Source organism: Corynebacterium suicordis DSM 45110, from assembly GCF_015351405.1.
GTDB classification, from domain to species: Bacteria; Actinomycetota; Actinomycetes; order Mycobacteriales; family Mycobacteriaceae; genus Corynebacterium; species Corynebacterium suicordis.
The window spans coordinates 124,992-150,680 of sequence record NZ_JADKMY010000003.1 but is presented as its reverse complement, the minus strand read 5'-3'; the positions used below and the strand labels follow the sequence as shown (position 1 = coordinate 150,680).

Here is a 25,689-nt window from a genome sequence, read left to right as displayed (position 1 = left end):
CGAATAGCCCGCTGAAAACTGATAATCATTAGCCAGCACTAAAACGCTTTTACAAAAAGCACAATGAGCAGAAAAGAAGGAGTAGCACTATGTCTACCCAATACGCACTCGTCCTGAACTCCGGTTCCAGCTCCATCAAGTTCCAGGTTCTGGATCCCAACGCAGCTGCCACCGATGAACCATTGGTCTCCGGCCTGGTGGAGAAGATCGGCGAGCCAACCGGCCTGGTGAGGGTGAAGATCAACGGCGAGAAGCAGGAAGATACCAGCGCCGTTGCCTCCCACGCCGTTGGCCTCAAGCGCGCCTTCCTCATGATGAGCGAGAAGAACGTGGGTCCGCAGGACCTGGACCTCATCGCAGTGGGTCACCGCGTGGTGCACGGTGGGGAAGAGTTCGCTGCTCCGCAGCTGGTCGAGGGCGATGTGATTGAGCGCCTGAAGAAGCTCATCCCGCTGGCACCCCTGCACAACCCAGCGAACATCGAGGGCATCGAAACCGCCCAGGAGCTGCTGCCGAACGTGCCTCATGTGGCCGTGTTCGATACCGCTTTCTTCGCCAACATGCCTGAGTCTGCCGCGAACTACGCGATCAACCGCGAGGTAGCCAAGGAGTACGGCATCCGCCGCTACGGCTTCCACGGCACCAGCCATGAGTACATCTCTCAGCAGGTCCCATCCCTGCTGGGCAAGGAGCCTTCCGAGGTCAAGCAGATCACCCTGCACCTGGGTAACGGCGCTTCTGCATCCGCAGTGGATGGTGGCCGCGCAGTGGACACCACCATGGGCCTGACCCCGCTGGCCGGCCTGGTCATGGGTACCCGCTGTGGCGATATCGATCCCGGTATCATCTTCCACCTCTCTCGTTCTGCGGGCATGAGCGTGGATGACATCGATACCCTGCTCAACCGCAAGTCCGGCATCAAGGGCCTCTCCGGAGTCAACGACTTCCGCGAGCTGGAAACCCTGGTCAACGATGGCGATGCAAACGCCAAGCTGGCATTCGACGTGTACATCCACACCCTGCGCCGCTTCATCGGTTCCTACATGCTGAACCTCGGTGGGGTAGACGCGATCACCTTCACCGCAGGTGTAGGCGAGAACGATGTCAACGTGCGCAAGGCAGCCATGGCAAACCTGGAAGCATTCGGCATCAAGCTGGATGATTCCCGCAACGCCAACACCGAGGGTGTGCACGGAGCTCGGGAGATCTCCACCGATGACTCCACCGTCAAGGTCTTCGTGGTTCCTACCAACGAAGAGCTGGCCATCGCTCGCTACGCCGTGAAGCTGGCTAAGTAAACGCTCTTAAGTGAGCGTCTGCGGGCGAATCATGTTCGCCATCTCTATCAGGCGATAGCGGTGGCGGGCAAAGGGGGATTGCCGGGCAAGGGAACGCAAGCTGGCTTCCACGCCGGTGCGCAGCCCGCGCTCGCTGAAATCTACATCGAATAGCCGTGCTCGGCTGATGGGGGAATTGCCGGAATTCCGGGGATCGCGCAGCCAGGTCAGACCCGCGGACATCACCGCGAGGCGCACCTGCTGCAGCCGGGGTTCGTTGGTGGGGAGAAGCTCCAGCCGACGCGCAGCTCGGCGAATCCGGGACTCCGTGAGGGAATCCGTATCTCCCACCAGCAGCACAATCGTGGTGAGGCGAGCCAGGCGCTGATGCCGAGAGTTGGACGGAACCCGATCCAGCGCCGCAACGGCGGTATCCACCATCCCCTCGGCCTGCAGCTGCCGCGCCAGGCCAAAAGCGCTGGAGACAGTGGTGGGGTTGGTGGCCCACACCAGGCCATAGAGTCGCATGGCGTGGAAGCGCAGGGCGACCGGATCCTGGGTGATGTGGTTCCACGAGGGCACCTGAGAATAATCATCCACGGGCACGCGCTGTGCGAAGGCCAGGGAGGACGCGGCTCGGCACACTTCCTGGGTGAGCAGGCGCGAATTATTCATCCCCTGCTGCTGCAGCAGGAGCTCATCGGTGGCAGCCAACGCCAACTTAGGGGCGGGCTCGCCGGGCAGGATGTTCAGCACCCGGTTGAAATAGGATTGCGCGCCCACGAAGTCCGAGGAGAGCAGTGCCGCTACCCCGGAGTGCCAGTGGTAGCGCCAGTCGTTATCCAGCCTGTGGGAGAGCTCCTCCAGCTGGCGTTTGGCCTCGCCGGTCATGCCCAGGTCCAGCTTCGCGCGGACCATGGACAGCGGGATCTCCACGGAGTTGCTCATCTCCGGCTGCTTCAGTGCGAGCTCCAGCGTGTAGAGCATTTCCGAGGGCTCCGTGAACGAGGCCGCGGAGAGCAGGCTGGCACCCGGATCCTCGGAATCCGTCAGCGGGGTGGGCAGAGCCGCCACGATCTCCGGCGCGGAGATCTCCACGGAGCGCTTGATGCCATCCAGCAGCTGATCGGTGCGGAACACAATGTGCTTGGTGCCGAAGGTGGAACGCTGAGCCGTAAAGCGAGTGTACAGATGCGGGAAGTGCCGGCCATCGCGCAGGGCCAGGATTTCGCGCAGCACGCCCATGAGCTGGTTGGACATCGCGCTGGCGGAAGGGAAGCGCGCCTCCGGATTGGGATGCGTGGCGCGCATGAGGAAGCGGTAGAGGGAGAGGTACTCGCGGAACAAGGGCTCCTCATCCGGGGTGGGCAGCCCGGAGACATACACACCGTTTTCCACCGGCAGCTTCACGATCAGGCTGGCCAGGGTGCGTCCCACAGTGAAGATATCGCTGGCCACCGTGGGACCGGTGGTGCCCACCTCCGGAGCCTGGAATCCCTTGGTGCCGAAGATGTGCCCAAAGGCGCCGATGCCCGTGACGGCACCGAGGTCGATCAGCTTCACCTGATCCTCGGTGATGATGATGTTGTCCGGCTTGAGGTCGTTGTAGACCACTCCGCGCGCGTGCAGATAATCCAGCGCGGGGAGGATTTCCAAGATATAACCGATGGCGATATCCACGTTCAGCGTGCCGTTCATCTTCCGCCGGCGCGAGCGCAGGGAAGGCCCACCCACGAACTCCATGATGATGAATCCACCCTCGGAGCGCGGATCATCAATAAAGTTGAAGATCTTCACGATTCCCGGGTGGGTGATCTCCGCCAGGAAGGCTCGCTCGGATTCCGCAACCGCCCGCTCGTGCGCGCTGTGCGCGGCCATCATGCCCTTGAGCACCACGTAGCGATCCGCCACGAAGTGATCCATCGCCAGGTACACCCAGCCCATGCCACCGTGGGCGATGGGACCCAGCACCTCGTACTGGTTCGCGAGAATATCCCCCGGCTGCAGCGTGGGGGCTTCCACACCGCGCTTGATGGATTCCGACGGATCCACGATGGCCGCCTCGGGCTCCGTGGGAGTCACAAACGGCAGCTTGACCATGCCACCGGCTACGGTCGCTCCGGTTCGGTAGACACCGCGGCGCTTGCGGAACGTGGAGAGAGCCTCGCGCCGGGATTTCTCACCCGAGTCAATCTTCATCGGGTTGGTGTCTTCGGTATCGAACCCGTCGTCATCATCGTCATCATCGGCGAAGGGATCGAAGGGCACGGCGGAGGTGGGCGCCTCGGTCTCCGCGGAATCCTCGTGGATCTGCGGGTCGGTGACCTGGGAATCCTCGTCCCGCTCGGGCAGGTCGGATAGCTCATTAGTCATGGAAATCCTCCCTGTTGATGGTTCCCGCGATCCGGCTCACCGGAGACTCGGTGTTGTTGCGCAGCCACTGCACACGAGACTCGTAGATCTCCTGATTCTCCTGCTCTGAGCGGTATTTCAGCGGCAGTGACTTCGGATCACCCAGATATTCCTGCATCCATTCTTCGTACAGCCTGTCCCACGTGCCATCGGCCTTGATGCGCTCGATGGTGGAGTTGACCTGCATCACCAGGCCCTCAGCGCGGCGCCCCGTCGTCGGGGCGGGCATACCCACGCCGTAATAACTGGTGGACTCGCCCGTGTCGATCACCGTGGTGGAGGGGTCCTGGGCCTGCAGGCCGGAGAGGATGGCGTCGTCGGAAAAGATCGCGTCAGCCTGGTTGCGTTGCATGGCCAACAGGCAATCGGTCCACGTGCGGGTGATGAGGAGGCCGCCGATATCGATGCCGTCGATGGTGCGCGTGGGCGCGGAATCCCGGGTGGCGCAAATGGTCTTGTTCTTCAGGTCGGCCTTTTCGGTGATGCCGGAATCGCGCATGACCATCAGTTTGCTGCTGATGCCCAGGTAGGGCACGGAGAATTCCGTGGTGTTTTGGCGAGGTTGGGTGATGGTCCAGGTGCGCACCACCATGTCCACGTCGCCGGTTTTTAGGGCTTCTTCTCGACGCCGATTCTCCACGTAGCGGAATTCCACCTTCGAGGGATCGCCGAAGATGTCCTGCGCGATTTCCTTGGCCAGGTCGATCTCAAAACCTTCCAGCTCTCCGCTGAGGGGATCGCGGAAACCGAGGCGGTTGAGGTACTGGCCCACGCCCACCACGATCCGGCCGCGCTCGATGATGTCTGGAATGCGCTGTTCCACCGGGCGGGCATCGGGGCGGATGGAGCCCCAGGGAGGGGTGCTGGAGACCGTGCCATCCACCAGTTCCTGGAGCGCGCTGCGCTGCAGGAGCTCGGCACCCACGGGAAGTTCCTCCTCGGCACCTTCCACGTTGACCTCTGGCCACTTCGGTGGGGCAGAGACGGTGGAGGCACAGCCGGAGAGCAGGCCGAGGATAGCCAGGGAGGCGAGGACGGCTCGGGATTTCTGGTTCATCACACGTACTCCTGCAATCGGGGGCGCATGCCGAAGAGCACGGAAATGGCTGCCAGGAGGGTCAGCAGGGCAACGATGTTGGTCACGCGGTTGGCAGACCTGCGGGCGTCGTTGAGCAGATCGCGCAGATCCTCGCGCTGGTCAGAGATCAGAGCCTGGAGCTCTGAATCCAGGATGGCGTAATTGGGGCCGGAGGATTTGGGATCAGAGCTGGTCTCAAAGCTGATCTTGAGCGCCTCGTTGTAGTGGCCGTTGTTCATTTGGTACAGCATTCCGGCGTGTGCGGAATCCCAGAGACGCAGCGCTTCCCGGGCGTTATCTACGCGCGCTGGGGATTCCACCACATCGCGGGAATTCTCCAGGGCCTGGCTGATCTGGGTCATCCGCAGGGAGAATGTCTCCTGGCGGCGCATGTCATAATCGCGCTGCACCAAGCCCAGGGCCTCATCCGTGCGTGCCTGCTGGGAGGTGATACGTGCCTGCGTGAGTTCCTGCAGGGGTTGCACGGTGCTCTCCACCTTTTGCGCACCATTGGCCCAAAGACTCAAGGAATTTCCGGAGGCCCACAGCAGCGCGCACACCATGAGCGCGGTGGCCAGCAGAAAGCCCAGATTAAACCGGCGGTGAGTCTCCGCAGAGAGCCAGATCTGCACGATGAACAGGATGATCACTGCGGCTAGCAAGCCCGAGATGGGGAACCACAGTGGTCTCATCAACGTGGCTTGCTTGTCCGCCACCTGGCGAGATGTGATGAGGTGCAGCTCTTGGGCATGGGGGAGCAGGGTGCCCTGCATGAGCGCGGAAGCCTCGGTGAGATAGCTGGCGCCGATGGGATTGCGCATCCGGTCATTGGTCTGGGCCTGCGCAATCAGCGTGATGTATTTGGGCAGTTCCTGCTGGATGTGCAGGGCGATCTCCATCTCCCGGCTATCCACTTCCGAGATTCCGTGGCTGGCGCGCAGCACCGCGAAGGAGGCATCTCGGATGGCCCTGGTGTATTCCGCTTCGGAATCGTTATTGCCCTGGCTCTGCTTGAGGAAGCCCGTGGTGGCGATGGAATCCGCCACGGAGAGGTTGTTGAAGATCTCCTGGGCAGCATCCGCCAGCGGCTCATTGCGCGTGATGAGCGTATTCACCTCATCCTGCTGGGAACTCGAGGTGGAGACCATCGCGCCGCCGGCGGCCAAGATGGCCAGCACGCACATCATGGAGACTAGGGTCATCACTCCCGGGGGAGTGACCACGAAGCGATACAGCCGCTTGGGAGCGTGGCGCGCGGCCACAGCGACACCCAACAAAGACCGGGATGGACGGGACCGGACAGCATCTCGATCCATCCACCGGTCTGCATCAAGCGCCGGGAGGGAAGGCATGCTTTCAAAGTATAGAGATGAGTCAACAGTCCTCAACCAAAATGCGCACACGGGGCTAAAATGGCTTGTCTATGGCACTATGGAACGCATGATTGAAGCCCGTTCCCTCACGAAACGTTATGGCTCCACTACTGTCGTTGACTCCTTGGACTTTGCAGTGCAATCCGGCATTGTGACAGGTTTTCTCGGCCCCAACGGAGCTGGTAAATCCACCACGATGCGCATGATGGTGGGGCTAGACGCACCCACCTCCGGCTCCGCCACCATCGATGGCAAGCACTACTCGGAATACAAGCACCCCCTGCGCAAAGTAGGCACGCTGCTGGATGCCAAGTGGCTGCACCCCAGCCGCAGCGCGGCCAGCCACCTGAAGTGGATCGCCGCCGCCAACGGCATCCCCTCCAAGCGTGTTGATGAGGTGCTGGATATCGTCGGCCTCACCGATGTGGCCGGACGCAATGCCGGCAAGTTCTCCCTGGGCATGGGACAGCGCCTGGGCCTGGCAGGCGCACTGCTGGGAGACCCCGAAGTGCTGATCCTGGACGAGCCAGTCAATGGCCTGGACCCCGAAGGTATTCGCTGGGTGCGCTCCTTCGTGCGCTCGCTAGCGGACGAAGGCCGCACCGTGCTGATCAGCTCCCACCTGCTCTCCGAGATGGCACAGACCGCTGACCACCTGGTGGTTATCGGCAAGGGACAGTTGGTAGCTAATTCCTCCACGCACGAGTTCATCAAGTCGGCGTCGGAAGCCTATACGATCGTGCGCTCCGAACACCTGCAGCAGATGCGCGATGCGCTCCGCGAAGAGGGTGTGCAGTTTGCCGAGGAGCGCGATCTCGATGGTCGCGAGACCCTGGTGATCAGCGATCGCGACACCGACTACGTGGGATCCGTGGCGTTTTCCTATGGGCTCAAGCTCAACGAACTGTCCGAGCGCCGCGCCAGCTTGGAAGATGCCTTCATGAAGATGACCGGGCACAGCCAGGAGTACCAGGCGAAGCAGAACGAAGTACCCGTCGCAGGTATTCCGCAGATGGAGGGGAAGAAGTAGATGATCAATCTCATCAAATCCGAGTGGATCAAGCTCAAGAGCACCAAGGCGCTGTGGGCCACCAGTATCTTGGTAGTGCTGCTTTCCGGCCTGTTCGCCATGATGATGGGCCTGGGCTCCGGCATGTCGCTGACCGATGAAGAGGTGAAGAAGGACCCGCTGCTCTACGCACAGATGGTGGAATCCATCTCGCCGATGCAGGCCCTGTCCGGTTTTAGCCTGTTCGGCATCATCGTGATCATCATCCAGGCTTGCATGACCGTGACATCCGAATATGGCAACGGCAGCGCCAAGACCACGCTGCTGGCCACCCCGAAGCGTTGGCCGGTGCCCGTGGCGAAGTTCGTGGTTTACGGGATCATCGCGGCGATCGTGGCTTTCCTCGCGCAGGTCATCTCCGTGCCGATTGCTCGCTGGGCGCTGTCCTGGAACGTGGACGATAGCTCCCTGCTGGATCGCCTGAGCTTTTCGGCGGATGACACCTGGCGCTTCATCGGTCTGAACTGCCTGTATGCGGTGCTGGTGGTGATGATCGCCATCGGTGTGAGCTACCTGATCCGCCACACCGCCGGAGCGATTTCCGTGCTGCTGATGTGGATCCTCATCGTGGAGCTCATGCTGGTGGGCCAGATCCCATGGGTGCGCGATTGGCTGCCCCCATACCTGCCGTTCAAGAACATGGACGCGGCAGTGCAGGGCACGGAAGTCCCCGATGCACCGTGGGGACCAACCGGATCCCTGATCTACTTCGTGGTCTGGGCCCTGGCGATCTTCATCGCGGGCATCGTGGCCCTGAAGAAGCGGGACGCTTAAGAGTTTTCCGGATGCCGCTGGATATCCTCGATGAGGGTCTCCGCGGCGATAGACAAGTTGCGCAAGGCGGGAACTCCGCGGCGCAACTTTGCTATATCGCGGGCATCCATGCGCTGGGTGGCATCCGCGATGAGCAGAGCCCATTCATCCATCACCGAGTTGAGCATCTCCACGCCCGCTGAGGCCATGTAGAGATCCTGGGCGCGCCGATCGAAATCGTTTTCCCGGCGCACCAGCAAACCGGAGTTGATGAGTCGACGCACGGTGGCGGAGACGTTGGAGGCGCGGAGGAAGCGGAGGCGGGCGATATCCGAGACGCCACAGCCGGGGTGCTGGGAAACGAACTGCAATACTTCGATCTCCGATTGGGAGATGTTCAGTTTCTGGTTCGGACGTTCCATGAGGCGCCGGGTGGCGGAGAGGAACTCGTAGACGCTGGCGGCGATCTCCGAGACGTCGACATCGGGTAGAACCTCGGGTGCGCGGTGCCCACGGATGGTTGGTACGTGGGTAGCGTTGTTCGGGGTAGTTTTGCTTGTAGTCATTTCATCCAGCCTTTCCTTGATTGTTTTGATATTAAAACATCTAGGGGCGGGAAATGTGTGAAATTACTGCAAAGCGCTGGTTAATCGCGCCACGTTATCAACGTAGCGGTCGTACCAAGCCCGGGATTTCCACTCTTTCACCGTGAGCCGGCGGCATTGATCGTGATAATCCGCGCAAAGTTTGCGCAGCTCAGTCATCAATTCTCCTTCGCCTGACATGAGCGTGATTTCATAATTCAGGCCAAAAGAGCGCATGTCCATATTGGAACTACCCATCACGGACACTTCATGATCCGCAATGGCGAACTTGGAATGCAGCACGGCCGGTGCGGGGAAAAGATAGATCTCCACCCCAGCGCGCAGCAGTTCGCGGTAATAACTGGCCTGCGCCCTGCCCACCAGGAACTGATCTGATTTCTCGGAGACATAAAGCTGCACCTTGACCCCGCGATAACACGCGGTGGTGATGGCCTCCATGAGAGCCTCATCCGGGATGAAGTAGGGACTCACCAACTGCAGGCGCGTCTTGGCATGGTGCGCGATGGAGGTGAACAGGCGCAGGTTGGGTTCCGTGGTGAATCCCGGGCCGGAAGGGATGATCTGCATGATCTCCTGGCCGGTGTCCTGCAGATCCTCTGAGAGGCGCTCCTTGAACTTGCGCGGCGGCATCAAGTCCAATTCCTCATTAGTCTCCGTGTACCAGTCCACCGCGAACACGGAATTGATGGTGTTCACCACCGGGCCGGTGACCTCAGCCATCACATCAACCCAGTGCCGACCAGCCTTGACGTTGGATTTCATCAAGTAGCTGGAATCAATCATGTTCTGCGATCCCATGAACGCCGTGCGCCCATCCACCACCAAGAGCTTCCGGTGGTTGCGCAGATCCGGCCGGCGGAAGCGCCAGCGCAGTGGCTGCAGGGGAAGCATGAGGTGCCAATGGATGCCCAGCGCATCAAAGCGCTTGCCCAACTTGTGACTACCCGGGTACTTCAAGCTGCCGATGTGGTCATAGAGCAGGCGGACAGACACACCACGCTCCCTTGCCCGGCCCAGCGCCTCGAAAAAGGGGCGGGTGGTGGAATCCCAGGCCATGATGTAGATCTCCACGTTGACAAACTTCTCCGCCCGATCCACGGCGCGGGTCATGGCCTCGATGGATTTCTCGTAGTTCGGGTGCAGCGCAACTAGGGAGCCATCAGTGGCGGGGAGAGAGGTGAGCTTGCGGTTCAGGTGAACCAAACTCAGCAGTTCCTCGGTGAGAGACGCGCCTTCCGGGATGTCTGGCTCATCTTTGCCCAGTTCCCGCAGCTGCTCGTTGGCGCGGTTCTGGATCCGGTGGCGGCGTCGATTAATATACGGCGAGCCCATGAGGAAGAACAGGGCGATACCCACGAAGGGGACCAGGAAAATAGCCAGCAACCAGGCCATCGCGCTGGTGGGGCGACGATCCGCGGGCACCCAGCCGAGCGCCACGAACTTCAAAATATAATCCAGGACGATCAGCGCGACCTGCCACCACTCGAGGTTATCGGTGGCGCCGAAGACAAAGCTGTTGAGTGAGAGCAGCGGTTCGTAGAGCCATTCCATGGTGTGGGCCTACTTCACTGCATAATCGACGATCACCGGGGCGTGATCCGAAGCACCCTTGCCCTTGCGTTCATCGCGGTCAACGCGCGCCTCCGTGGCTTTCAGGCCGCGAGAGTATTGCAGATCGATGCGGATGCCCTCGCCCTTTTGGAAGCGCAGCGCCTGGTAATCCCAGTAGGTGTACTCATCCTGGATCAGCTCGGTGGCTTGGGTGAGCCCGGCTTCCTCCAGCTTGGCCAGGGCCGCGCGCTCGCGGGGAGTGACGTGGGTTTTGCCCTCGAAGTGGCGGCGATCCCACACGTCTTTATCGCGGGGGGCGATGTTGAAATCTCCCACCAGGCAGAGCTTGTCCGGGCCGTTCTTGGCGTATTCCGCCAGCTTGTTCAGCCACGCGAGCTTGTAGGTGTAGTGCGGGTCATGAATCTCCCGGCCGTTGGGCACGTACAGACTCCACACGGTCACGCCATCGCATTCGGCACCGATCGCGCGGGCCTCCACTTCCTGCGGGGCGGTGAGGTCTTTATCAAAGCCCGGCTGGCCGAAATCATGGGTCACATTCTTCAGGCCCACGCGGGAGAGGATGGCCACGCCATTGAAGGAGTGCAGCCCGAAGTGCGCCTGCTCATAACCGGTGTCCGTGAAGTCCGGGAACTGGGCATCCGTGCACTTGGTTTCCTGCAGGCACAGCACGTCCACATCGGAGCGCTCCAAGAAATCCCGCACCCGATCTTCCCTGGTGCGGACGGAGTTGATGTTCCACGTAGCAATGCGCATGTGAATTACTCTAGCGCGCTAGGAGACAGCCACAGTGCGATGCCGATGATGAATCGAAAATCCCAGGCGGTGGTACAGGGCCTGGCCTGCGGTATTGCTGTCGATGACCTCCAGGTACGCGTGATCCGCACCCTGTTCAGTGCCCCATCGCAGCATCTCCTGGCCCAGGTAAGTTCCTAAACCTTGTCGACGAAAAGGCTCGGCAACTTCCACCGCGGAATAACCCAGCCAGGTGCGGTTGCCACCTTCAGTGACTGTGCCGCGGGTGATGGCCGCGGTATGGCCATCGATCAGCAGACGGCCGAACCCGAGGGTGCCCTCAATTCGCGCGCTGAGTAGATCCAGCGCATGGCGGGGAAGGGGCTTACCGCGGAAGTGGTACATGCTCAGCCACTCTTCATCCGGTTGCTCATCCACGCGGAACTCGAGGTTTTCTATCGATGAGGGCAGGTGGGGAAGCTCTGCATCGGCGTGCGTATTCGCGATGGCAGGCAGTTCGCGCGTCATGATGAGAATCTCCGGGCCACGAGTGCCGGGGATGGATTCGGCAACGCGCCCGATCCGATCCGGGAGCAGCAGCTGGGTAGGTAGGTTGTGCTCGCGGTAAAACGCGCGGATCTCCTCCAGCGGGACCGGTTGCAGTGCTGCATTGGGGCCCACGGGGACCGCGGAATTGGAACGCTCGGTGATGCCATCGCCAGCTCGTGCCAGCCAGCCACTGATCTCCTGGTTCTCGATACCGGGGAATGCGGCAGCGATGGCCTGTTCTACCGCGCGGATATCGCTGTTGCGCACCGGCTGGGCGGAAAGGGATTTCAGGACTACAACAGTGCTGGCGTCGATCTCCACGATCTGCGCTGGTTCCGATCTGGTTGCCTGCCGGCTCTGCGGCCGCACCTGCAATGGATCCAGAGAGATGAGCTCGCCGATCACATCGGTGACCTTGGCGCCGGCAGCCGGTTGATCGCCCAGTGCATAGCGCACGATGACTCGCGCGCCGGGCACCACGCTCACCGCGGTGGTGTGCCGGGAGAGCGGAAATGCAAAGCCCTCCACGCGACGCGCACCGGCCGCGGCGGCAGTGAAGTCAGTGGCGGGAGGCTTATTCATCGCCGTAATCATCGCCGGGTTCATCATCGTGGCCAAAGGGATCCTTATCCACCCCGGGGGTCCACGTGCGCCCAGCGGTGTTCCTACCTTCGGCCTTGAACGCCTTCTTTGCCTGTCGCTTGTATCGGCCGATCAGCATGTCGGTGTAGAGGAAACCGTCCAAGTGACCCACCTCGTGCTGCAGGCAGCGGGCGAAGAACCCGTAGCCTTCGATGCTGACCGGCTGACCGTTTTCATCCACGCCGGTCACGCGCGCCCAATCGGCGCGGCCGGTGGGGAAGTCGTAGCCGGGCACGGAGAGGCAACCTTCCACGTCATTCTCATCATCGGGCATGGTCTCTGGAACCTCGGAGGTCTCCAGCACGGGGTTGATCACGCAACCGCGGCGCGTGGGTCCACCGTTGGCCTGCACCTGCTCTTCACTGAGGCGGGTGCCTCCGGGGCCTTCGATATCCGGGCAGGCGTAGACGAACAGGCGCTTGTTCACGCCCACCTGATTGGCGGCCAGGCCCACACCATGCGCGGCGTCCATGGTCACGTACATCCGCGCGATGAGTTCTTGGAGCTCCGCGCTGGGTGTGCCGTCTGTCAGTTCCACGGTTTCGGTGGGGTTGTGGAGGACTGGGTCGCCGGCGATGACGATGGGCATGATGGTGGGCTCGCTCATAGTTAAAGAGTTTAGGTCACCGGGTTAATTGCTTAAGCAGGACCGTACCTAGAATGAGCACCGTGGAAAATCTGCCGGAGTTGAATGAGCGTGAGCGGTCGATGCTGGATTTTGAGCGTCGCTGGTGGACTCAGCGCAGCAACAAGGCCGAGCGGATCAGGCAGGAATTCGGGGTGCCTCCGGTGCGGTACTTCCAGCAGCTCAACGCGCTGATTGAACGCCCGGAAGCGCTGGATTATGACCCGGTGACGGTGCGCATGTTGTTGCGACGCCGCGGGGATGAGTCTTAAACATTTCTTATTTTTCGACGCCAGCTTCAGCGTGTCGTGGCTTGTGACTCATGTGACGAGAGTTAATATTGGTGCGTGACTGATTCGAATCGACCACGCCATTCCCTCGACGACGACGATAGCTTCGACGAAGCTTTCGCCTTCGAGGATGCCCCTGCGGACTACGAAGATACTGAAGACGGCTCTGCCATCCCCGCTGAGTCGGGCCGATCTGGCAGCGCCGTGCCGATGCGCGGACTCGGAATGATCCTGCTTGCGGTGGGCATTGTGCTGGTGGGCTGGGGTGCTTTCAGCCTGTTCGGTGGCGATGATGATGCGGCGGACAATAACGCTGCGGTGACCAGCGCCAGCCAGCCAGCGGCCACCAACCAGCCCACTAATCAGCCGCAGAGCAGCGCGCCGGGAACCCCGGCAGAATCCAATGGCGCGGCCAGCTCCGCCCAGGAAAGCGCTCCCGCGGGTCAGAACCCAGAGGCAGGTGCAGCCCAGGGTGGTGCGGCTCAGCAGGGCGCGGTGAATAAGGCAGAGCAGCGCATCACCGTGCTGAACAACAGCCCAATTCAGGGTTTGGCGGGGGATACCGCCAAGCGTCTGAAAGGTGAGCAGTGGAGCAAGACCAGCTTTGGCAACCTGCCGGATACCCAGGGTGCATTCCCTAACTCCGCAGTGTTCTACCCAGGCAACGATGCCAGCGCGAAGGCAGCCGCCGAGCAGCTGGCCAAGGATCTGGGCATTCGCGCAGAGGTGCGCAACCCAGAAATCGATGGCCGCCTGGCCAATGCCCACATGCTGGAGGGTGAAGGTCCCACCGCAGTGGTGGTGGTGACCACCAACGACATGCCCCGCTAGTTGAAGCCCCGCTAGTTGAGGCGCGGTTCGGGACTGCGGATATACTGCAGAGTGCTGCATTAATCGTGCCGTGAAGCTTGAACATTCGGCACCCATCATCCTCGATCGAAGGACCGCTCAATGGATTTCCCAGGTTCCCGGCCCACCGTTGGCATCGAATGGGAAGTTGCCCTGCTGGATCCGCACACACGCAACCTCACGCCGCTGGCCGCTGAGCTGCTGGAACTGATGGATCAGAAGTTCCCCGGCCACCGAGTGACCCGCGAGTTCCTGGCCAACACCGTGGAGATGGTCACCGGTGTGCACGAGACCATCCCCAACGCGGTGGAGGATCTTCGCGAACAGCTCCAGCAGCTGTTCATCTGCGCCGATGAGCTGGGCGTGCAGCTGTTCTCCGCCGGTACCCACCCTTTCGCGGATTGGGGAGATCAGCAGCTCAGCCAGAAGAACAGCTACCAGGAGATCATCGAGCGCACCCAGTATTGGGGCCGCCAGATGATCATCTGGGGCATTCATGTACATGTTGGCGTCGGTTCCAAGGACAAGGTGTGGCCGGTCATCAACGCGATGATGACCCACTACCCGCACATCCTGGCACTTTCCGCCAGCTCTCCCGCCTGGGAGGGACTGGACACCGGTTACGCCTCCAACCGCACGCTGCTCTACCAGCAGCTGCCCACCGCCGGAACCCCGTACCAATTCGCCAATTGGGAGGAGTGGGAGCAGTTCAACGCGGATACCGATAAGTCTGGCGTGATCAACCACACGGGTTCTTGGCACTTCGACGTGCGCCCCTCCACCTACGGCACCGTCGAGGTCCGTTTCGCGGACGCCACCATGGCCGTCTGGGAACTGGCCGCCATCTGCGCGTACACGCACTGTTTGGTGGTTCATTTTGAAAGGCTTTTCGACGCCGGCGAGACCCTACCCACACTCCAGCCGTGGCATATTGCGGAGAACAAGTGGCGCGCAGCGCGCTATGGCTTGGACGCGGAGATCATCACCGACCGGGATACCACCGAGAAGTGGGTCAAGGATGACCTCAAGGCGTGGGTGGAGAAGTTGACACCTCTGGCTGAAGAGCTGGGATGCGCCGCGGAACTGCGCGATGTGCTGCGCCTGGTGGAGCGCGGTGGCGATTATGAGCTGCAGCGCCGAGCTGCCCGCGAAGCGGGAGCTGCGCTGGAGCCTGGCACCCGCACCCGTGGCGATGTGGGCGCGGAGCAGGGCTTTACCCAGCCAGAGGCCTGGGTGGCAGCAGTGGATCTCACCGTGGAGACCCTGCGCAAGAGCGTCTAAACACTCGCGGCTGCGAGGAGCCTAGAGCTCGTAGAGCCGGGAAGCCGCTGCGCACAACGCGTTGGCGATGGAGTGATCCCGGCTCGCGCCGAAGCCCACTGCCCACGCCCGCTTGGACTTGTGCGTGGTGTAGATGAAGGTGACGGTGGCCTCGAAGATGTCGTACTGGTGGAACTGCAGGATCTCCACGCGGTAACCGTGATCCGCCAGGATCTGGGTCATTGCGGAAGATGCGCCCATCGAGGTGATGGACACCTTGGTGCCGCAACCCTCTCTATTCAGCCCGGTGATGCTCATCTGGTATTCGTGGCGGCCAGCGCGCAGTCGGTTCGCGCGCAGGTGCTCAACGCGGATGGGGGAGGGGGCGTAGGTGGAAATGAACTGCTTCCACTCCATGCCACGGGCTTCCTGGCGCATTCCGCTGGGAAGGCGCAGGCCGAACCGAGCGCGGAAAGGATCTTCGGCGAAGGTGCGGGTGCGCTGGCGTCGCTTCTCAATGCGCGTGGCGGACTGCGTGGAGTAGGTCTTCGCGGTGGAGCGGCGAGCCGTGGGGCTTTGTGCATCTCGCGTCAGAGTGTAAACGGGGCGATCCCAGTCTGATTCCGCGCGAGCGAAACGGATCATGGTGGTGGCGTTCATGGTGCCTTCATCTTCTGCAAACATTGTGTGGGTGCCGGTCCTTCTCAAGGTCAGATGTGGGTGACTTTCTATCTGGACCGACGCTCATGCGGTTGACGCTAACCCCGGATATGGAGGGGTCAGTCCTCGCCTCCACCCGGGTTGGGTACTCGCATAAGAATGTTGCTCATGGGAATTAAACCTAGTGCAAACCATAGAGTGAGCGCAAGTTTCCCATCTGGTGAGATAGGCGGGCGGAGCTTAAGCCTTGTTCTCCACTGCTGTGCGGGCCAAAAACAGCAGCTCAGTGGCACCAATGTGCACGATTTCCGAAGGGTCAACAGACTCATCGGCACTGTGAATGCGACATTGTGGTTCTTCAATGCCGAACAGCGCCAGCTCAGAATCTGGGTAGGCGGTGAGCAGCTTATTGGTCAGCGGGATGGAGCCGCCGCTGCCAGTCTGCTCGGCCTTGTGCCCGTAAACATCGCCCAGCGCGCCTAGGAAACGCTGCAGCGCGGGGCCGGAGGTATCCGCGCGGAAAGCCTGCGCCTGCACGCCGCGGGTGATCTCCATCTGCGCGTTGGGCTGATGCTTCTCCAGGTGTGCAACCAGCGCGTCCTGCGCGGTCTGTGGATCCATTCCGGGTGGTACGCGCAGGCTGATTTCCGCCGCGGCGCGGCCGGGAACGGCGTTGATGGCATCCGCCACGCTGAGGGAATCCAGGCCCGTCACGGTAATGGAGGGGCGCATGACCGTGAGGTCATTGGGTGCCAGGCCCTCATCCGCGCCAAGCACGTTGACTCCTTCTAATACGCCCGCATTGCGGTGGAAGGCAGCCGCATCGGGGCCCGCGCCCTCCCAGACCGCGGAGGAAGCCAGTCCATCCACTGCCAACATTCCCTTTTCATCGTGCAGGGTGCCCAGCAACGCAATGAGCTCCAGCAGTGCATCCGGGGCAGCGCCACCATATTGACCGGAGTGCATGGGCTGCTGAATGGTCCGCAGTTCCACAGTCACGGGAGCGGAACCGCGCAAAGCCGTGCACAAGCTGGGCAGACCGAGCTCGTCGTTGCCACTATCGGCAATAAGGAAAGTATCCGCGCGGAAGAGTTCCGGCTGGGACTCCAGGAGATCCTCCAGGCCGTACCCACCGCGCTCCTCGGAGCCCTCCACCACCACGCGGATGCCGAGGTTGTCGAGTTGAGAGGAGCCGGCGTCGATCAACTGACGAAGCGCCCGCAACACGGCCAGGTGCATGACCACATGACCCTTACAATCGGCGGCGCCACGGCCGTACCAGCGACCATCTCGCTCGGTGAGGGTCCAGGGATCGCTGGTCCAATCCTTTTCGACGCCACTAGGCTGCACGTCAAAGTGTGAATACAGCAAAATGGTGGGGTAACCCTCTGCGGCTTCCTTGAGGCCAATCACGGCGCTGGAGCCATCGGTGGTGGTGATGGATTCCACGGGGATGCCCGCGGCGCGGAACTGATCCACGCACCACTGCGCTGCTCCGGCATTGTGCTCCTCCAGACCCGGCACGGAGTGCACGGACTGGAAGGCCACGAGTTCCTTGAGCGAATCCCAGATAAACGGCAGCTGGGAATCGATGAGCTCCTTGGTGAGCTCCGGGGTGATCTGATCAGCGGTAGAAGGTAATGCAGTATTCATGTCTCACACGGTACTCCCCGGCCAAGACAGGCTGGGCAAGATGTAGCGGGCCTGAGCTCGGGACAGGAGGGTGCCGTGCGCAAAGTTGAGGCGAGCACGCGCAAATCTTGCACTCGCATAGGGGGAGTGCTAAAACGGTGGTTAGCACTTGGAGCATTCGAGTGCCAATAAACGCACCATCAGAAGCAGTGAGAATGGATGTCGCGACATTCGTCCGTTCGTGCCGTCGCGGGCGCTGACTCTGAACCGCACGTGTCGCAAAACCAAACGGAGGATCACAGCCACATGGCTAAGATGATTGCATTCGACGAAGAAGCACGCCGCGGTCTGGAGAGGGGTCTTAACACCCTGGCAGACGCGGTTAAGGTAACCCTCGGCCCGAAGGGACGCAACGTCGTCCTGGAGCGCAAGTGGGGCGCCCCAACCATTACTAACGACGGTGTCACCATCGCTCGTGAGATCGAGCTCGAGGATCCATACGAGAAGATCGGCGCAGAGCTGGTCAAGGAAGTCGCCAAGAAGACCGATGATGTTGCTGGCGACGGCACCACCACCGCAACCGTCCTGGCTCAGGCACTGGTGCGCGAAGGTCTGCGCAACGTGGCTGCAGGCTCCAACCCAATGGGCATCAAGCGCGGCATCCAGGCTGGCGTGGAGAAGGTCACCCAGGAGCTGCTGAGCTCCGCCAAGGAGATCGAGACCCAGGAGCAGATCGCCGCAACCGCCGGCATCTCCGCTGCTGATGAGGAAATCGGCAAGCTGATCGCCGAGGCCATGTACCGCGTGGGCGATGGCCAGCTGAACAAGGACGGTGTGATCACCGTTGAAGAGTCCAACGCATTCGGCGTGACCCTCGAGGTCACCGAAGGTATGCGTTTCGACAAGGGCTACATCTCCGGCTACTTCGCCACCGACATCGAGCGCGGTGAAGCAGTACTGGAAGACCCATACATCCTCCTGGTGAGCTCCAAGATTTCTAACGTCAAGGACCTGCTTCCTCTGCTGGAGAAGGTCATGCAGTCCGGCAAGCCATTGCTGATCGTGGCTGAGGATCTCGAGGGCGAAGCCCTGTCCACCCTCGTGGTGAACAAGATCCGTGGGACCTTCAAGTCCGTGGCCGTCAAGGCTCCGGGCTTCGGCGATCGTCGTAAGGCACAGCTGCAGGACATCGCTATCCTCACCGGCGGACAGGTTATCGCCGAAGAGGTTGGTCTCTCCCTCGAGACCGCTGATCTGCCACTGCTGGGCACCGCCCGCAAGGTGGTTGTGACCAAGGATGACACCACCATCGTTGATGGTGGCGGCTCCGCAGAGCAGTTGGCTGGTCGCGTGAAGCAGATCCGCCAGGAGATCGAGAACGCTGACTCCGATTACGACCGCGAGAAGCTGCAGGAGCGCGTTGCCAAGCTCTCCGGTGGCGTGGCTGTGCTGCAGGTTGGCGCTGCCACCGAGGTGGAGCTGAAGGAGCGCAAGCACCGCATCGAGGATGCAGTGCGTAACGCTAAGGCTGCTGCTGAAGAGGGCATCGTTGCCGGCGGTGGCGCTGCACTGCTGCAGGCCGCCCACGTTCTGGACGATGGTCTAGGACTCGAGGGCGATGAAGCCACCGGCGTGCAGATCGTGCGTTCCGCACTGTCTGCTCCACTGAAGCAGATCGCTCACAACGCTGGCCTGGAGCCAGGCGTGGTTGTGGACAAGGTCTCCCACCTTCCAGTGGGCCAGGGCCTGAACGCTGCAACCGGCGAGTACGTGAATCTGCTGGAGACGGGCATCTCCGACCCAGTGAAGGTGACCCGCTCTGCACTGCAGAACGCGGCCTCCATCGCGGCTCTGTTCCTCACCACCGAAGCAGTGGTGGCGGACAAGCCAGAGCCAGAGGCACCAGCTATGCCAGGTGCTGATGAGATGGGTGGCATGGGCGGTTTCTAAGCCCCCTCAAGCCCGTTTGCACGCTTTTCTCAAAGCGTTACACACTGCTCGCGCCCAATGGGTGCGGGCAGTGTTTTTTGCGTTTTGCTCCAAGAGGTTCAGGAGGCGTGGTAAGGGTTCCCTTAATCGGATCCGGATAATTGTGGGTTCTAGAACTCTGGCGCATTATCGCAGCGTGCGCGCAATTATTACTTTTGGTTTGTCTGGCAGGAGCGGGAGCGCTCGGTAAATGAACGCTCCACATATTCAAAATTAACGGCAGGTTAATAGGGGGTTGAGGGCGCAAATCGGGGGTGGTGGACGGGGGTAGTTGAGGTGGTTGAGAACTGTCCCGAAATGATGGGTGTCGAATTTGCTGTCTACCTGCAAAGACTGCGCTGAGTGCCGAAAATAAATGCGCGGATCCTGTGAGTTGTTCTAGCACCAGCTGAAAATTGCTTGGCTCCAGCGGTTGAATGCTCTGCGCAAGCGATTAAAGTAATCCGCAGACAGCCTCACCGGGGGCGTCAGGGAAAACCAAAACACAATGTCCATTCGACACTCGAATGTGACGCCTCTGATAAGGGAGAAAAACATGGATTACGCAATCGTAGAGCAGCTCGGCGACTTCTTCGCAGGCTTCGGCGACATCTTCGGCGGACTGGGCGACCTGTTCTCCGGCATCTTCGATGTCATCGGTGTTATCACCAAGTGGACCGCTGCAGCTGCCTAATTGCAGTTTTAGCCATCACGGCTAAACCTGAAAATCCCAGCAACTTCGGTTGCTGGGATTTTTCTATGCCCGGATATCCCAGGTTTCCGCTCTATTGGGTGCTGACCCTCTGCGTGGCATGCCTTTCGGGCAAAAGGGGGAGCGGGGTCTCATTCGACCGGCGGGGGAGTGCCAGATCACGATAAGATGAAGCCTGCGAAAAGAACGGGTGAGGTTTCCGCCACGCCCCAGCATGACCCCAACAAACTGCAGCATAGTTCACCGAAATGCACCGAATTAAGGAGCGCCACCATGGCTGATGAGAACCAGGACGATTTCCACGATGTAGATCTCGCCGCCACCGAGGGCTACTTGGTCGACGATTCCGATGAGGATGATCCCGTACTCATCACCCCTGATGGTCACCGCGTGGATACCTGGCGCGATCAGTACCCATACGACGAGCGCATGAGCCGCGAAGAGTATGAGAAGACCAAGCGCTCCCTGCAGATCGAGCTGCTGAAGTGGCAGAACTGGACCAAGGAAACCGGCCAGCGCCACATCATCCTCTTCGAAGGTCGCGATGCCGCCGGTAAGGGTGGCACCATCAAGCGCTTCAACGAGCACCTCAACCCCCGTGGCGCGCGCATCGTCGCCCTGGAAAAGCCTTCCCCACGTGAGTCCACCTCGTGGTACTTCCAGCGCTACATCGAGCACTTCCCAGCTGGCGGAGAGATCGTCTTCTTCGACCGCTCTTGGTACAACCGTTCTGGTGTGGAGCGCGTGATGGGCTTTTGTACGGAATCTCAGCACGCTGAGTTCCTGCGCGAGGTCCCCATGCTGGAAAACATGATCCTGGGCTCGGGCATCTCCTTGACCAAGTTCTGGTTCTCCGTGACCCGCAAGGAGCAGCGCACTCGCTTCGCCATCCGCCAGGTTGACCCAGTGCGTCAGTGGAAGCTTTCCCCCATGGACCTAGCTTCCCTGGATCGTTGGGGAGATTACACCCGCGCTAAGGAAGAGCAGTTCCGTTACACGGACACCAACGAGTCTCCGTGGATCACCATCAAGTCCAATGACAAGAAGCGCGCTCGCCTCAACGCGATGCGCTACGTGCTCAGCAAGTTCGAGTACACGGACAAGGATCACGAAGTGGTCGGCGAGCCAGACCCGAAGATCGTGAAGCGCGGACGCGACCAGATCGGCGACTAGTCACGCCACAGCTCGATGGGGTTGCCCTGCCACTTGGTATTTGCCGGAACATGATCGCCGCGCATCACCAGGGAGGCAGGGCCTACTGTTGCATCCTGCGCCAATGCTGAAGCGGGAAGCGCCACGGAATGTGGGCCCATCGTGGCGCCCTCGCCCACGCTGACGGTGTCCAAGCTCATCACGCGATCCTGGAACAGGTGGGTCTGCACCACACAACCTGGGCCCACGGTGGCGCCCCGGCCGATGCTGATCAGGTCCGCTTCCGGCAGCCAGTAGGAATCCATCCACGCACCCCGGCCCACCTTGGCGCCGAGCGCGCGCAGGAACATGTTCAGGCTGCCCGTGCCCATGGTGTGCGAGAGGAACCACGGCCCAGCCACGGTTTCCACAAACTGATCCTGTAGCTCGTTGAACCACACGAAGCGGCTCCACAGCACGTGCTCACCAGCATTGATCTTCTGTACGCACAGCCACTTCATTGCGATCGTGACAAGGGCAGCGAAGAAGCCAGTCGCGATGAGGATGAGACCTGACGTCGCAAAGAGGACCTCAACTCCGTGGTTGACCAGCACCCATTGCATGGCGGCCAGGGTGCCCACGAACAACATGGCGGAAACCATCGGGGCCAGCAGGCGCAGGGTTTCCACCAGGCCTCGGGCTGCCTTGAGCGCGAACGTGGGGTTGTAGGTGCGTGAATCGCCTTCGGATTCCACTTCTACTCGACGCAACCTCTCAGGCGGCGAGCCCATCCAGTTGGTGCCTGCTTTTGCCTTCCTCGGGGTGGAGGAAAGTACGGCGACCAGGGAGTTCTTCTTCAAGGTGCGTTCTGGGCCGGCGATTCCCGAGTTGCCCAGGAAGCTGCGCTTGCCCACGCGGGTGCGGCCGGAGAGCATCCAGCCACCGCCGCCGAGTTCGTAGCCGCCGACCATGGTGTCATCGGCCAGGAATGCGCCTTCCTTCACCTCTGCGAAGCGAGGCACCATCACGGCGGTGGAGATTTCCGCGTCCTTGCCGATCTGCGCGCCCAGGCTGCGGAACCACATTGGGGTGAGCTGCGCTGCATAAAGGGGGAAGAGGTGGGTGCGGGCGGCGTCCATGAGACGCTCCACGGTCCAGATGCGCCAGCCTCGAGCCGAGCGCACCGGCACCACACCGGGCTGCAGGCCGACGGAGAGTGCGCGTACCAAGAGCCAGGTCAGTCCCATGTATACGGCGAAAACCAGCAGGCCAGCCAGGGCTCCCCAGAGCACGGAGTGCACGAAGAGCTCAGCGAAAGAGGCGCCCGCAGAGGTGCTCAAGGTGAGCGCCCACAGCACAAAGCCTGCGCCGCTAACCACCGCGACCAGTGGGAGCAGGGAAAGCAAGATTGAGGTGACGCCATAAATGCCCACCCACATCGGTTTGCGGGGAGGAGCCTCCTGCGGCCAGTGATTGCGCACCTTGCCCACCTTGCGGGCAGGGGAGCCAGCCCAGCGGGCACCGGCCTTGACCTTCTTGCGGGCGGTCACGGCGCTGCCGGCTTCCACCGAGGCACCCTCGCCGATGCGGGCACCGGGGAAGATGGTGCTGCGCACACCGATGGAGGCTTCCGCACCGATTTCGATCTCGCCCACGTGCAGCTGATCGCGCTCCACCCAGTAGGTGGAGATATCCACTTCCTGCTCCACGGAGCAGTAATCGCCCAGGGTGAGCAGGCCCGTGACGGGTGGCAGGGTGTGCAGCTGCACGCCCTTGCCCACATCCGCGCCCAGCCAGCGCGCATAGGTGGTGATCCAGGTGGCACCGGAGACATCGCGAGCACCAGCGGTGTTAGCCAAGCGTTCGGCCGCCCAGATGCGCAGGTGTACCGAGCCGCCGCGTGGATACGTACCGGGCTTGATGCCGGTGGTGATCGCGCGGATCAGCAGGGCAGACAGCGGCAGGCGACCCAGCGGGGTGGCGAAAATGAGCACGGACAGCAGGATCAGCCACCAGGAGATATCCACGGTAGGCACGGAACCCACGACACTTACACCTGAGCCAGCAGCGTGCAGTGCGCCGTTGGCCACCAGCAGCCACGTCACCCACTGCGCACCGGCCAAGGTCATGGCGGGAATCTGAATGAGTGCCTGCGCGATGCGCGTGCCCATGCCCACGGGCTTGACCGGTGGAAGTTCAGCCTGAGGTGCAGTGTTTGCGGTATCACCTAGGAATTCATCCACGTGTGCAGCGAACGCACCCAAGCGGGCGTGATCGTAGAGGTCGCGCACGGATACCTCCGGTGCGCGCTCGCGAACCCTCGCGATCAGCGTGGCCGCTGCCAAAGAGGTGCCACCGAGGGTGAAGAAGTCCACATCGGGGCACAATACAGACGTGCCCAGCGCGTCGGAGAACAACCCGGCGAGCCATTCCTGCGTCGGAGTTTCAAACTCCGCCTCGCCATGAGAAGGCAGTGGCCACGGCAGGGCCTTCTTATCCACTTTGCCGGAGGTGGTGACGGGCAGGGAATCCAGCGCGCACAGGCGCGGGATCATGGCTGCAGGGAGGTTATCCCGCAGCTGAGTCATGGCAGCGGCGGTATCGAATTCCTCCGCGGAGCCTTCCTCGGGGGAGATGTAACCCACCAGGACTTTGTCTCCACCGCCGGTGGTCTGCACCACCACGGCACCACCGCGGACGTTATCCAGGGCGCTGAGGGCGGCGTCTACTTCACCGAGCTCAATGCGACGCCCGCCGATCTTCACCTGGTCATCCACGCGACCCACGAAGTACAGACCATCTTCTTCCAGCCGCACGTGATCACCCGAGCGGTAGGCGCGTTCCCAGCCGAGTTCCGGCATGGGAGCGAACTTCTCCGCATCCTTTTGCGGATCCAAATAGCGGGCCAGGCCCACACCACCGATGATCAGCTCGCCGACCTCGCCCATGGCCACGGGCTGGTTGTCCGCGTTGACCACGGCCAGATCCCAGCCGCGCAAAGGCAGGCCGATGGAGACGGGATTGATTCCGTCCATCGTGGTTCCACAGGCCACCACGGTCGCCTCGGTGGGGCCGTACGTGTTCCACAGCTCACGGGTATCAGTGGCCAGACGTGCAGCCAGTTCCGGCGGGCATGCTTCACCGCCGAAGATGAGCAGGCGCACGGCATCGAGAGCCTCATCCGGCCACAGTCCCGCCAGGGTGGGAACAGTGGAGACGGCGGTGACGTCCTTAGAGATCAGCCATGGTCCCAGGTCCACACCGGAGCGGACCAAAGAACGCGGGGCGGGCACCAAGCAAGCGCCATTTCCCCAGGCCAGCCACATTTCCTCGCAGGAGGCGTCGAAAGCAACGGACAATCCCGCGAGCACGCGATCCTCCGGGCCCAATGGTTCAGCCTGGAGGAACATTTCCGCCTCGGCATCCACGAAGGCCGCCGCGCTCCGGTTGCTCACGGCCACGCCCTTGGGCTTGCCGGTGGAGCCAGAGGTGAAGATGATCCAGGCGTCCGTGTCCAGATCCGGGCCGGTCAGGGTGTTTTCCCGACGCCGCAGCTCCTCAGCCGGAGTGCTCAATTGCAGACCATCGGCAGTGAAGATGCCCTGCACGTCCGCCTCGCCGAAGACTAATTCTGCGCGTTCCTCGGGGTCATCTGCGTCTACCGGGACATAAGCTGCGCCGGCCGCGATGGTGGAGAGGATGGCGATATACAGGCTGCGCTGACCGCTGGGCATGCGGATACCCAGGCGATCGCCCCGGCGGATGCCCTGGGCGGCCAGGGTCTCGGCGGTTTCCGTGACCTCAGCGAGGAGCTCGGAATAGGTGACGATCCCGTGGCCATCATCGATCGCCGGGGCTTCCGGATAGCGTTCGGTGGTGGCGCGCAGGACGTCGAGCAGCGTGCGGGGCGCGGGGGCCTCGGCAGCGCGGAGGTACTGGGGCGGGATGTTTTGGCTAGGGCTATTTTGGGCAGAGTTATCTGAGGATTGGGTCATGGGTGTGATTAGTCCTTGGATCCCTCGATGGCATCGGGAGCATCCGCCGCGATGATGGACTTGGCTAGCTTGCGCAGGTGCTTGAGCTGCTTGGAGGTGGATTCATCCAGCGCTTTGTCTTCCGCGGTGGTGACCAGCGGGCGCAGTTGTGCGTAGGCCTTGGTGCCCTTTTTGGTCACGGAGATGATTTGGCGGCGTCGATCCTTCGGATCCTTGACCCGCTTCGCCAATTGGCGATCTTCCAGGGAATCCACGAGCCGGACCATGTCCGAGCGGTCTACACCCAGGATTTCTCCGAGGGTGGCTTGGGAGGCGGCGTCGCCATCAACCAAGCACGTGAGCACCCAGTACTCCCGCAGGTTAAACCCATGTTCCTGCAGCGCGGTTTCCACGAATTCGCGGGTGCGTCTGCGCAGTCTTTCCAGCTGGAAAGACGGAGAACTGAGGAGATCTGCCGGGAGTGGGAGAGTTTCATGCATGTGACCCAGAATAGTCCCATACAGTG

The 25,689-nt window shown here is 61.6% G+C and carries 21 protein-coding genes; 9 read left to right on the top strand and 12 right to left on the bottom strand.

Translation table 11 applies throughout. The features are described 5' to 3' along the window. Positions 1-89 precede the first annotated feature (89 nt). The gene (locus IRY30_RS09115) at positions 90-1,298 is read left to right on the top strand and encodes an acetate kinase (protein WP_194557111.1); all 1,209 of its coding nucleotides are present in this window, start codon (positions 90-92) and stop codon (positions 1,296-1,298) included. 6 nt (positions 1,299-1,304) lie between these two features. Here IRY30_RS09115 and IRY30_RS09110 read toward each other — a convergent pair whose 3' ends face one another. From IRY30_RS09110 to IRY30_RS09100, 3 genes are read right to left on the bottom strand one after another with little or no spacing between them, the layout of a single operon-like run. Then, positions 1,305-3,650 carry a serine/threonine protein kinase gene (locus IRY30_RS09110; RefSeq protein ID WP_194557110.1) on the bottom strand — a complete coding sequence of 782 codons (2,346 nt, stop codon included), beginning with the start codon at positions 3,648-3,650 and terminating at the stop codon, positions 1,305-1,307. Beyond that, on the bottom strand, positions 3,643-4,746 hold the full coding sequence (locus IRY30_RS09105; protein ID WP_194557109.1) for a transporter substrate-binding domain-containing protein: 1,104 nt from the start codon (positions 4,744-4,746) through the stop codon (positions 3,643-3,645). Before IRY30_RS09105 ends, IRY30_RS09110 begins: the two co-directional genes overlap by 8 nt. After that, positions 4,746-6,119 (bottom strand): hypothetical protein, encoded by a 1,374-nt coding sequence (locus IRY30_RS09100; RefSeq protein WP_194557108.1) that lies wholly within the window; start codon positions 6,117-6,119, stop codon positions 4,746-4,748. The genes IRY30_RS09105 and IRY30_RS09100 overlap by 1 nt, the downstream gene beginning before the upstream one ends. A gap of 88 nt (positions 6,120-6,207) precedes the next feature. Here IRY30_RS09100 and IRY30_RS09095 point away from each other — a divergent pair, with 88 nt between their 5' ends. After that, a complete protein-coding gene (locus tag IRY30_RS09095; protein ID WP_194557107.1) occupies positions 6,208-7,170 on the top strand; it encodes an ABC transporter ATP-binding protein in 963 nt (320 codons plus the stop codon). Beyond that, positions 7,171-7,983 (top strand): ABC transporter permease subunit, encoded by an 813-nt coding sequence (locus tag IRY30_RS09090; RefSeq protein WP_194557106.1) that lies wholly within the window; start codon positions 7,171-7,173, stop codon positions 7,981-7,983. Here IRY30_RS09090 and IRY30_RS09085 read toward each other — a convergent pair. The 5 genes from IRY30_RS09085 to IRY30_RS09065 form a co-directional block, all read right to left on the bottom strand. Beyond that, positions 7,980-8,528, bottom strand: coding sequence for a MarR family winged helix-turn-helix transcriptional regulator (locus tag IRY30_RS09085; RefSeq protein ID WP_194557105.1), 549 nt, complete (start codon positions 8,526-8,528; stop codon positions 7,980-7,982). The two genes, IRY30_RS09090 and IRY30_RS09085, sit on opposite strands and share 4 nt — an antisense overlap. A gap of 63 nt (positions 8,529-8,591) precedes the next feature. After that, positions 8,592-10,118 (bottom strand): cardiolipin synthase, encoded by a 1,527-nt coding sequence (cls, locus tag IRY30_RS09080; RefSeq protein ID WP_194557104.1) that lies wholly within the window; start codon positions 10,116-10,118, stop codon positions 8,592-8,594. Between the two features lie 9 nt (positions 10,119-10,127). Then, the gene (locus IRY30_RS09075; protein ID WP_194557103.1) at positions 10,128-10,892 is read right to left on the bottom strand and encodes an exodeoxyribonuclease III; all 765 of its coding nucleotides are present in this window, start codon (positions 10,890-10,892) and stop codon (positions 10,128-10,130) included. Positions 10,893-10,910: 18 nt separating this feature from the next. After that, complete coding sequence (locus IRY30_RS09070; RefSeq protein ID WP_228503360.1) at positions 10,911-12,029, bottom strand: N-acetylglutamate synthase, CG3035 family; 1,119 nt, start codon at positions 12,027-12,029, stop codon at positions 10,911-10,913. Further along, a complete protein-coding gene (locus tag IRY30_RS09065) occupies positions 11,995-12,669 on the bottom strand; it encodes a peptide deformylase (protein WP_228503358.1) in 675 nt (224 codons plus the stop codon). The genes IRY30_RS09070 and IRY30_RS09065 overlap by 35 nt, the downstream gene beginning before the upstream one ends. Positions 12,670-12,731: 62 nt before the next feature. Here IRY30_RS09065 and IRY30_RS09060 point away from each other — a divergent pair, with 62 nt between their 5' ends. The 3 genes from IRY30_RS09060 (at position 12,732) to IRY30_RS09050 (ending at position 15,107) form a co-directional block, all read left to right on the top strand. Next, a complete protein-coding gene (locus IRY30_RS09060) occupies positions 12,732-12,959 on the top strand; it encodes a DUF3263 domain-containing protein (RefSeq protein WP_309824329.1) in 228 nt (75 codons plus the stop codon). 75 nt (positions 12,960-13,034) lie between these two features. Beyond that, the gene (locus IRY30_RS09055; RefSeq protein WP_194557101.1) at positions 13,035-13,808 is read left to right on the top strand and encodes a LytR C-terminal domain-containing protein; all 774 of its coding nucleotides are present in this window, start codon (positions 13,035-13,037) and stop codon (positions 13,806-13,808) included. 120 nt (positions 13,809-13,928) lie between these two features. Continuing rightward, positions 13,929-15,107: a glutamate--cysteine ligase gene (locus IRY30_RS09050; RefSeq protein WP_194557100.1), complete on the top strand. Its 1,179-nt coding sequence runs from the start codon at positions 13,929-13,931 to the stop codon at positions 15,105-15,107. Positions 15,108-15,128: 21 nt separating this feature from the next. Here IRY30_RS09050 and IRY30_RS09045 read toward each other — a convergent pair whose 3' ends face one another. Beyond that, entirely contained in the window at positions 15,129-15,770 is a 642-nt protein-coding gene (locus IRY30_RS09045) for a hypothetical protein (protein ID WP_194557099.1), read from the bottom strand. Positions 15,771-15,986: 216 nt separating this feature from the next. After that, on the bottom strand, positions 15,987-17,399 hold the full coding sequence (locus tag IRY30_RS09040) for a dipeptidase (protein ID WP_194557098.1): 1,413 nt from the start codon (positions 17,397-17,399) through the stop codon (positions 15,987-15,989). A gap of 285 nt (positions 17,400-17,684) precedes the next feature. Between IRY30_RS09040 and groL the strand changes: the two genes are divergently transcribed. The 3 genes from groL to ppk2 all read left to right on the top strand — a co-directional run bounded on the left by groL (position 17,685) and on the right by ppk2 (position 21,231). Then, positions 17,685-19,328 (top strand): chaperonin GroEL, encoded by a 1,644-nt coding sequence (gene groL / locus IRY30_RS09035; protein ID WP_194557097.1) that lies wholly within the window; start codon positions 17,685-17,687, stop codon positions 19,326-19,328. Positions 19,329-19,902: 574 nt separating this feature from the next. After that, positions 19,903-20,040, top strand: coding sequence for a PorACj family cell wall channel-forming small protein (locus IRY30_RS09030; RefSeq protein ID WP_194557096.1), 138 nt, complete (start codon positions 19,903-19,905; stop codon positions 20,038-20,040). Positions 20,041-20,331: 291 nt separating this feature from the next. Then, the gene (gene ppk2 / locus IRY30_RS09025) at positions 20,332-21,231 is read left to right on the top strand and encodes a polyphosphate kinase 2 (RefSeq protein WP_194557095.1); all 900 of its coding nucleotides are present in this window, start codon (positions 20,332-20,334) and stop codon (positions 21,229-21,231) included. Here ppk2 and IRY30_RS09020 read toward each other — a convergent pair. Next, complete coding sequence (locus tag IRY30_RS09020) at positions 21,228-25,184, bottom strand: Pls/PosA family non-ribosomal peptide synthetase (protein ID WP_194557094.1); 3,957 nt, start codon at positions 25,182-25,184, stop codon at positions 21,228-21,230. The two genes, ppk2 and IRY30_RS09020, sit on opposite strands and share 4 nt — an antisense overlap. 8 nt (positions 25,185-25,192) lie before the next feature. After that, positions 25,193-25,663: a MarR family winged helix-turn-helix transcriptional regulator gene (locus IRY30_RS09015; RefSeq protein ID WP_194557093.1), complete on the bottom strand. Its 471-nt coding sequence runs from the start codon at positions 25,661-25,663 to the stop codon at positions 25,193-25,195. Positions 25,664-25,689 lie beyond the last annotated feature (26 nt).

Excerpts from the sequence above, each read along its gene's own strand:
- groL (WP_194557097.1), top strand. The coding sequence starts at position 17,685 with ATGGCTAAGATGATTGCATTCGACGAAGAAGCACGCCGCGGTCTGGAG.
- cls (WP_194557104.1), bottom strand. The coding sequence starts at position 10,118 with ATGGAATGGCTCTACGAACCGCTGCTCTCACTCAACAGCTTTGTCTTC.
- IRY30_RS09090 (WP_194557106.1), top strand. The coding sequence starts at position 7,171 with ATGATCAATCTCATCAAATCCGAGTGGATCAAGCTCAAGAGCACCAAG.
- IRY30_RS09105 (WP_194557109.1), bottom strand. The coding sequence starts at position 4,746 with ATGAACCAGAAATCCCGAGCCGTCCTCGCCTCCCTGGCTATCCTCGGC.
- IRY30_RS09110 (WP_194557110.1), bottom strand. The coding sequence starts at position 3,650 with ATGACTAATGAGCTATCCGACCTGCCCGAGCGGGACGAGGATTCCCAG.
- IRY30_RS09050 (WP_194557100.1), top strand. The coding sequence starts at position 13,929 with ATGGATTTCCCAGGTTCCCGGCCCACCGTTGGCATCGAATGGGAAGTT.
- IRY30_RS09015 (WP_194557093.1), bottom strand. The coding sequence starts at position 25,663 with ATGCATGAAACTCTCCCACTCCCGGCAGATCTCCTCAGTTCTCCGTCT.
- IRY30_RS09075 (WP_194557103.1), bottom strand. The coding sequence starts at position 10,892 with ATGCGCATTGCTACGTGGAACATCAACTCCGTCCGCACCAGGGAAGAT.
- IRY30_RS09095 (WP_194557107.1), top strand. The coding sequence starts at position 6,208 with ATGATTGAAGCCCGTTCCCTCACGAAACGTTATGGCTCCACTACTGTC.
- IRY30_RS09040 (WP_194557098.1), bottom strand. The coding sequence starts at position 17,399 with ATGAATACTGCATTACCTTCTACCGCTGATCAGATCACCCCGGAGCTC.
- IRY30_RS09070 (WP_228503360.1), bottom strand. The coding sequence starts at position 12,029 with ATGATGAACCCGGCGATGATTACGGCGATGAATAAGCCTCCCGCCACT.
- IRY30_RS09065 (WP_228503358.1), bottom strand. The coding sequence starts at position 12,669 with ATGAGCGAGCCCACCATCATGCCCATCGTCATCGCCGGCGACCCAGTC.
- IRY30_RS09085 (WP_194557105.1), bottom strand. The coding sequence starts at position 8,528 with ATGACTACAAGCAAAACTACCCCGAACAACGCTACCCACGTACCAACC.
- IRY30_RS09100 (WP_194557108.1), bottom strand. The coding sequence starts at position 6,119 with ATGCCTTCCCTCCCGGCGCTTGATGCAGACCGGTGGATGGATCGAGAT.
- IRY30_RS09115 (WP_194557111.1), top strand. The coding sequence starts at position 90 with ATGTCTACCCAATACGCACTCGTCCTGAACTCCGGTTCCAGCTCCATC.
- IRY30_RS09045 (WP_194557099.1), bottom strand. The coding sequence starts at position 15,770 with ATGTTTGCAGAAGATGAAGGCACCATGAACGCCACCACCATGATCCGT.
- ppk2 (WP_194557095.1), top strand. The coding sequence starts at position 20,332 with ATGGCTGATGAGAACCAGGACGATTTCCACGATGTAGATCTCGCCGCC.
- IRY30_RS09030 (WP_194557096.1), top strand. The coding sequence starts at position 19,903 with ATGGATTACGCAATCGTAGAGCAGCTCGGCGACTTCTTCGCAGGCTTC.
- IRY30_RS09020 (WP_194557094.1), bottom strand. The coding sequence starts at position 25,184 with ATGACCCAATCCTCAGATAACTCTGCCCAAAATAGCCCTAGCCAAAAC.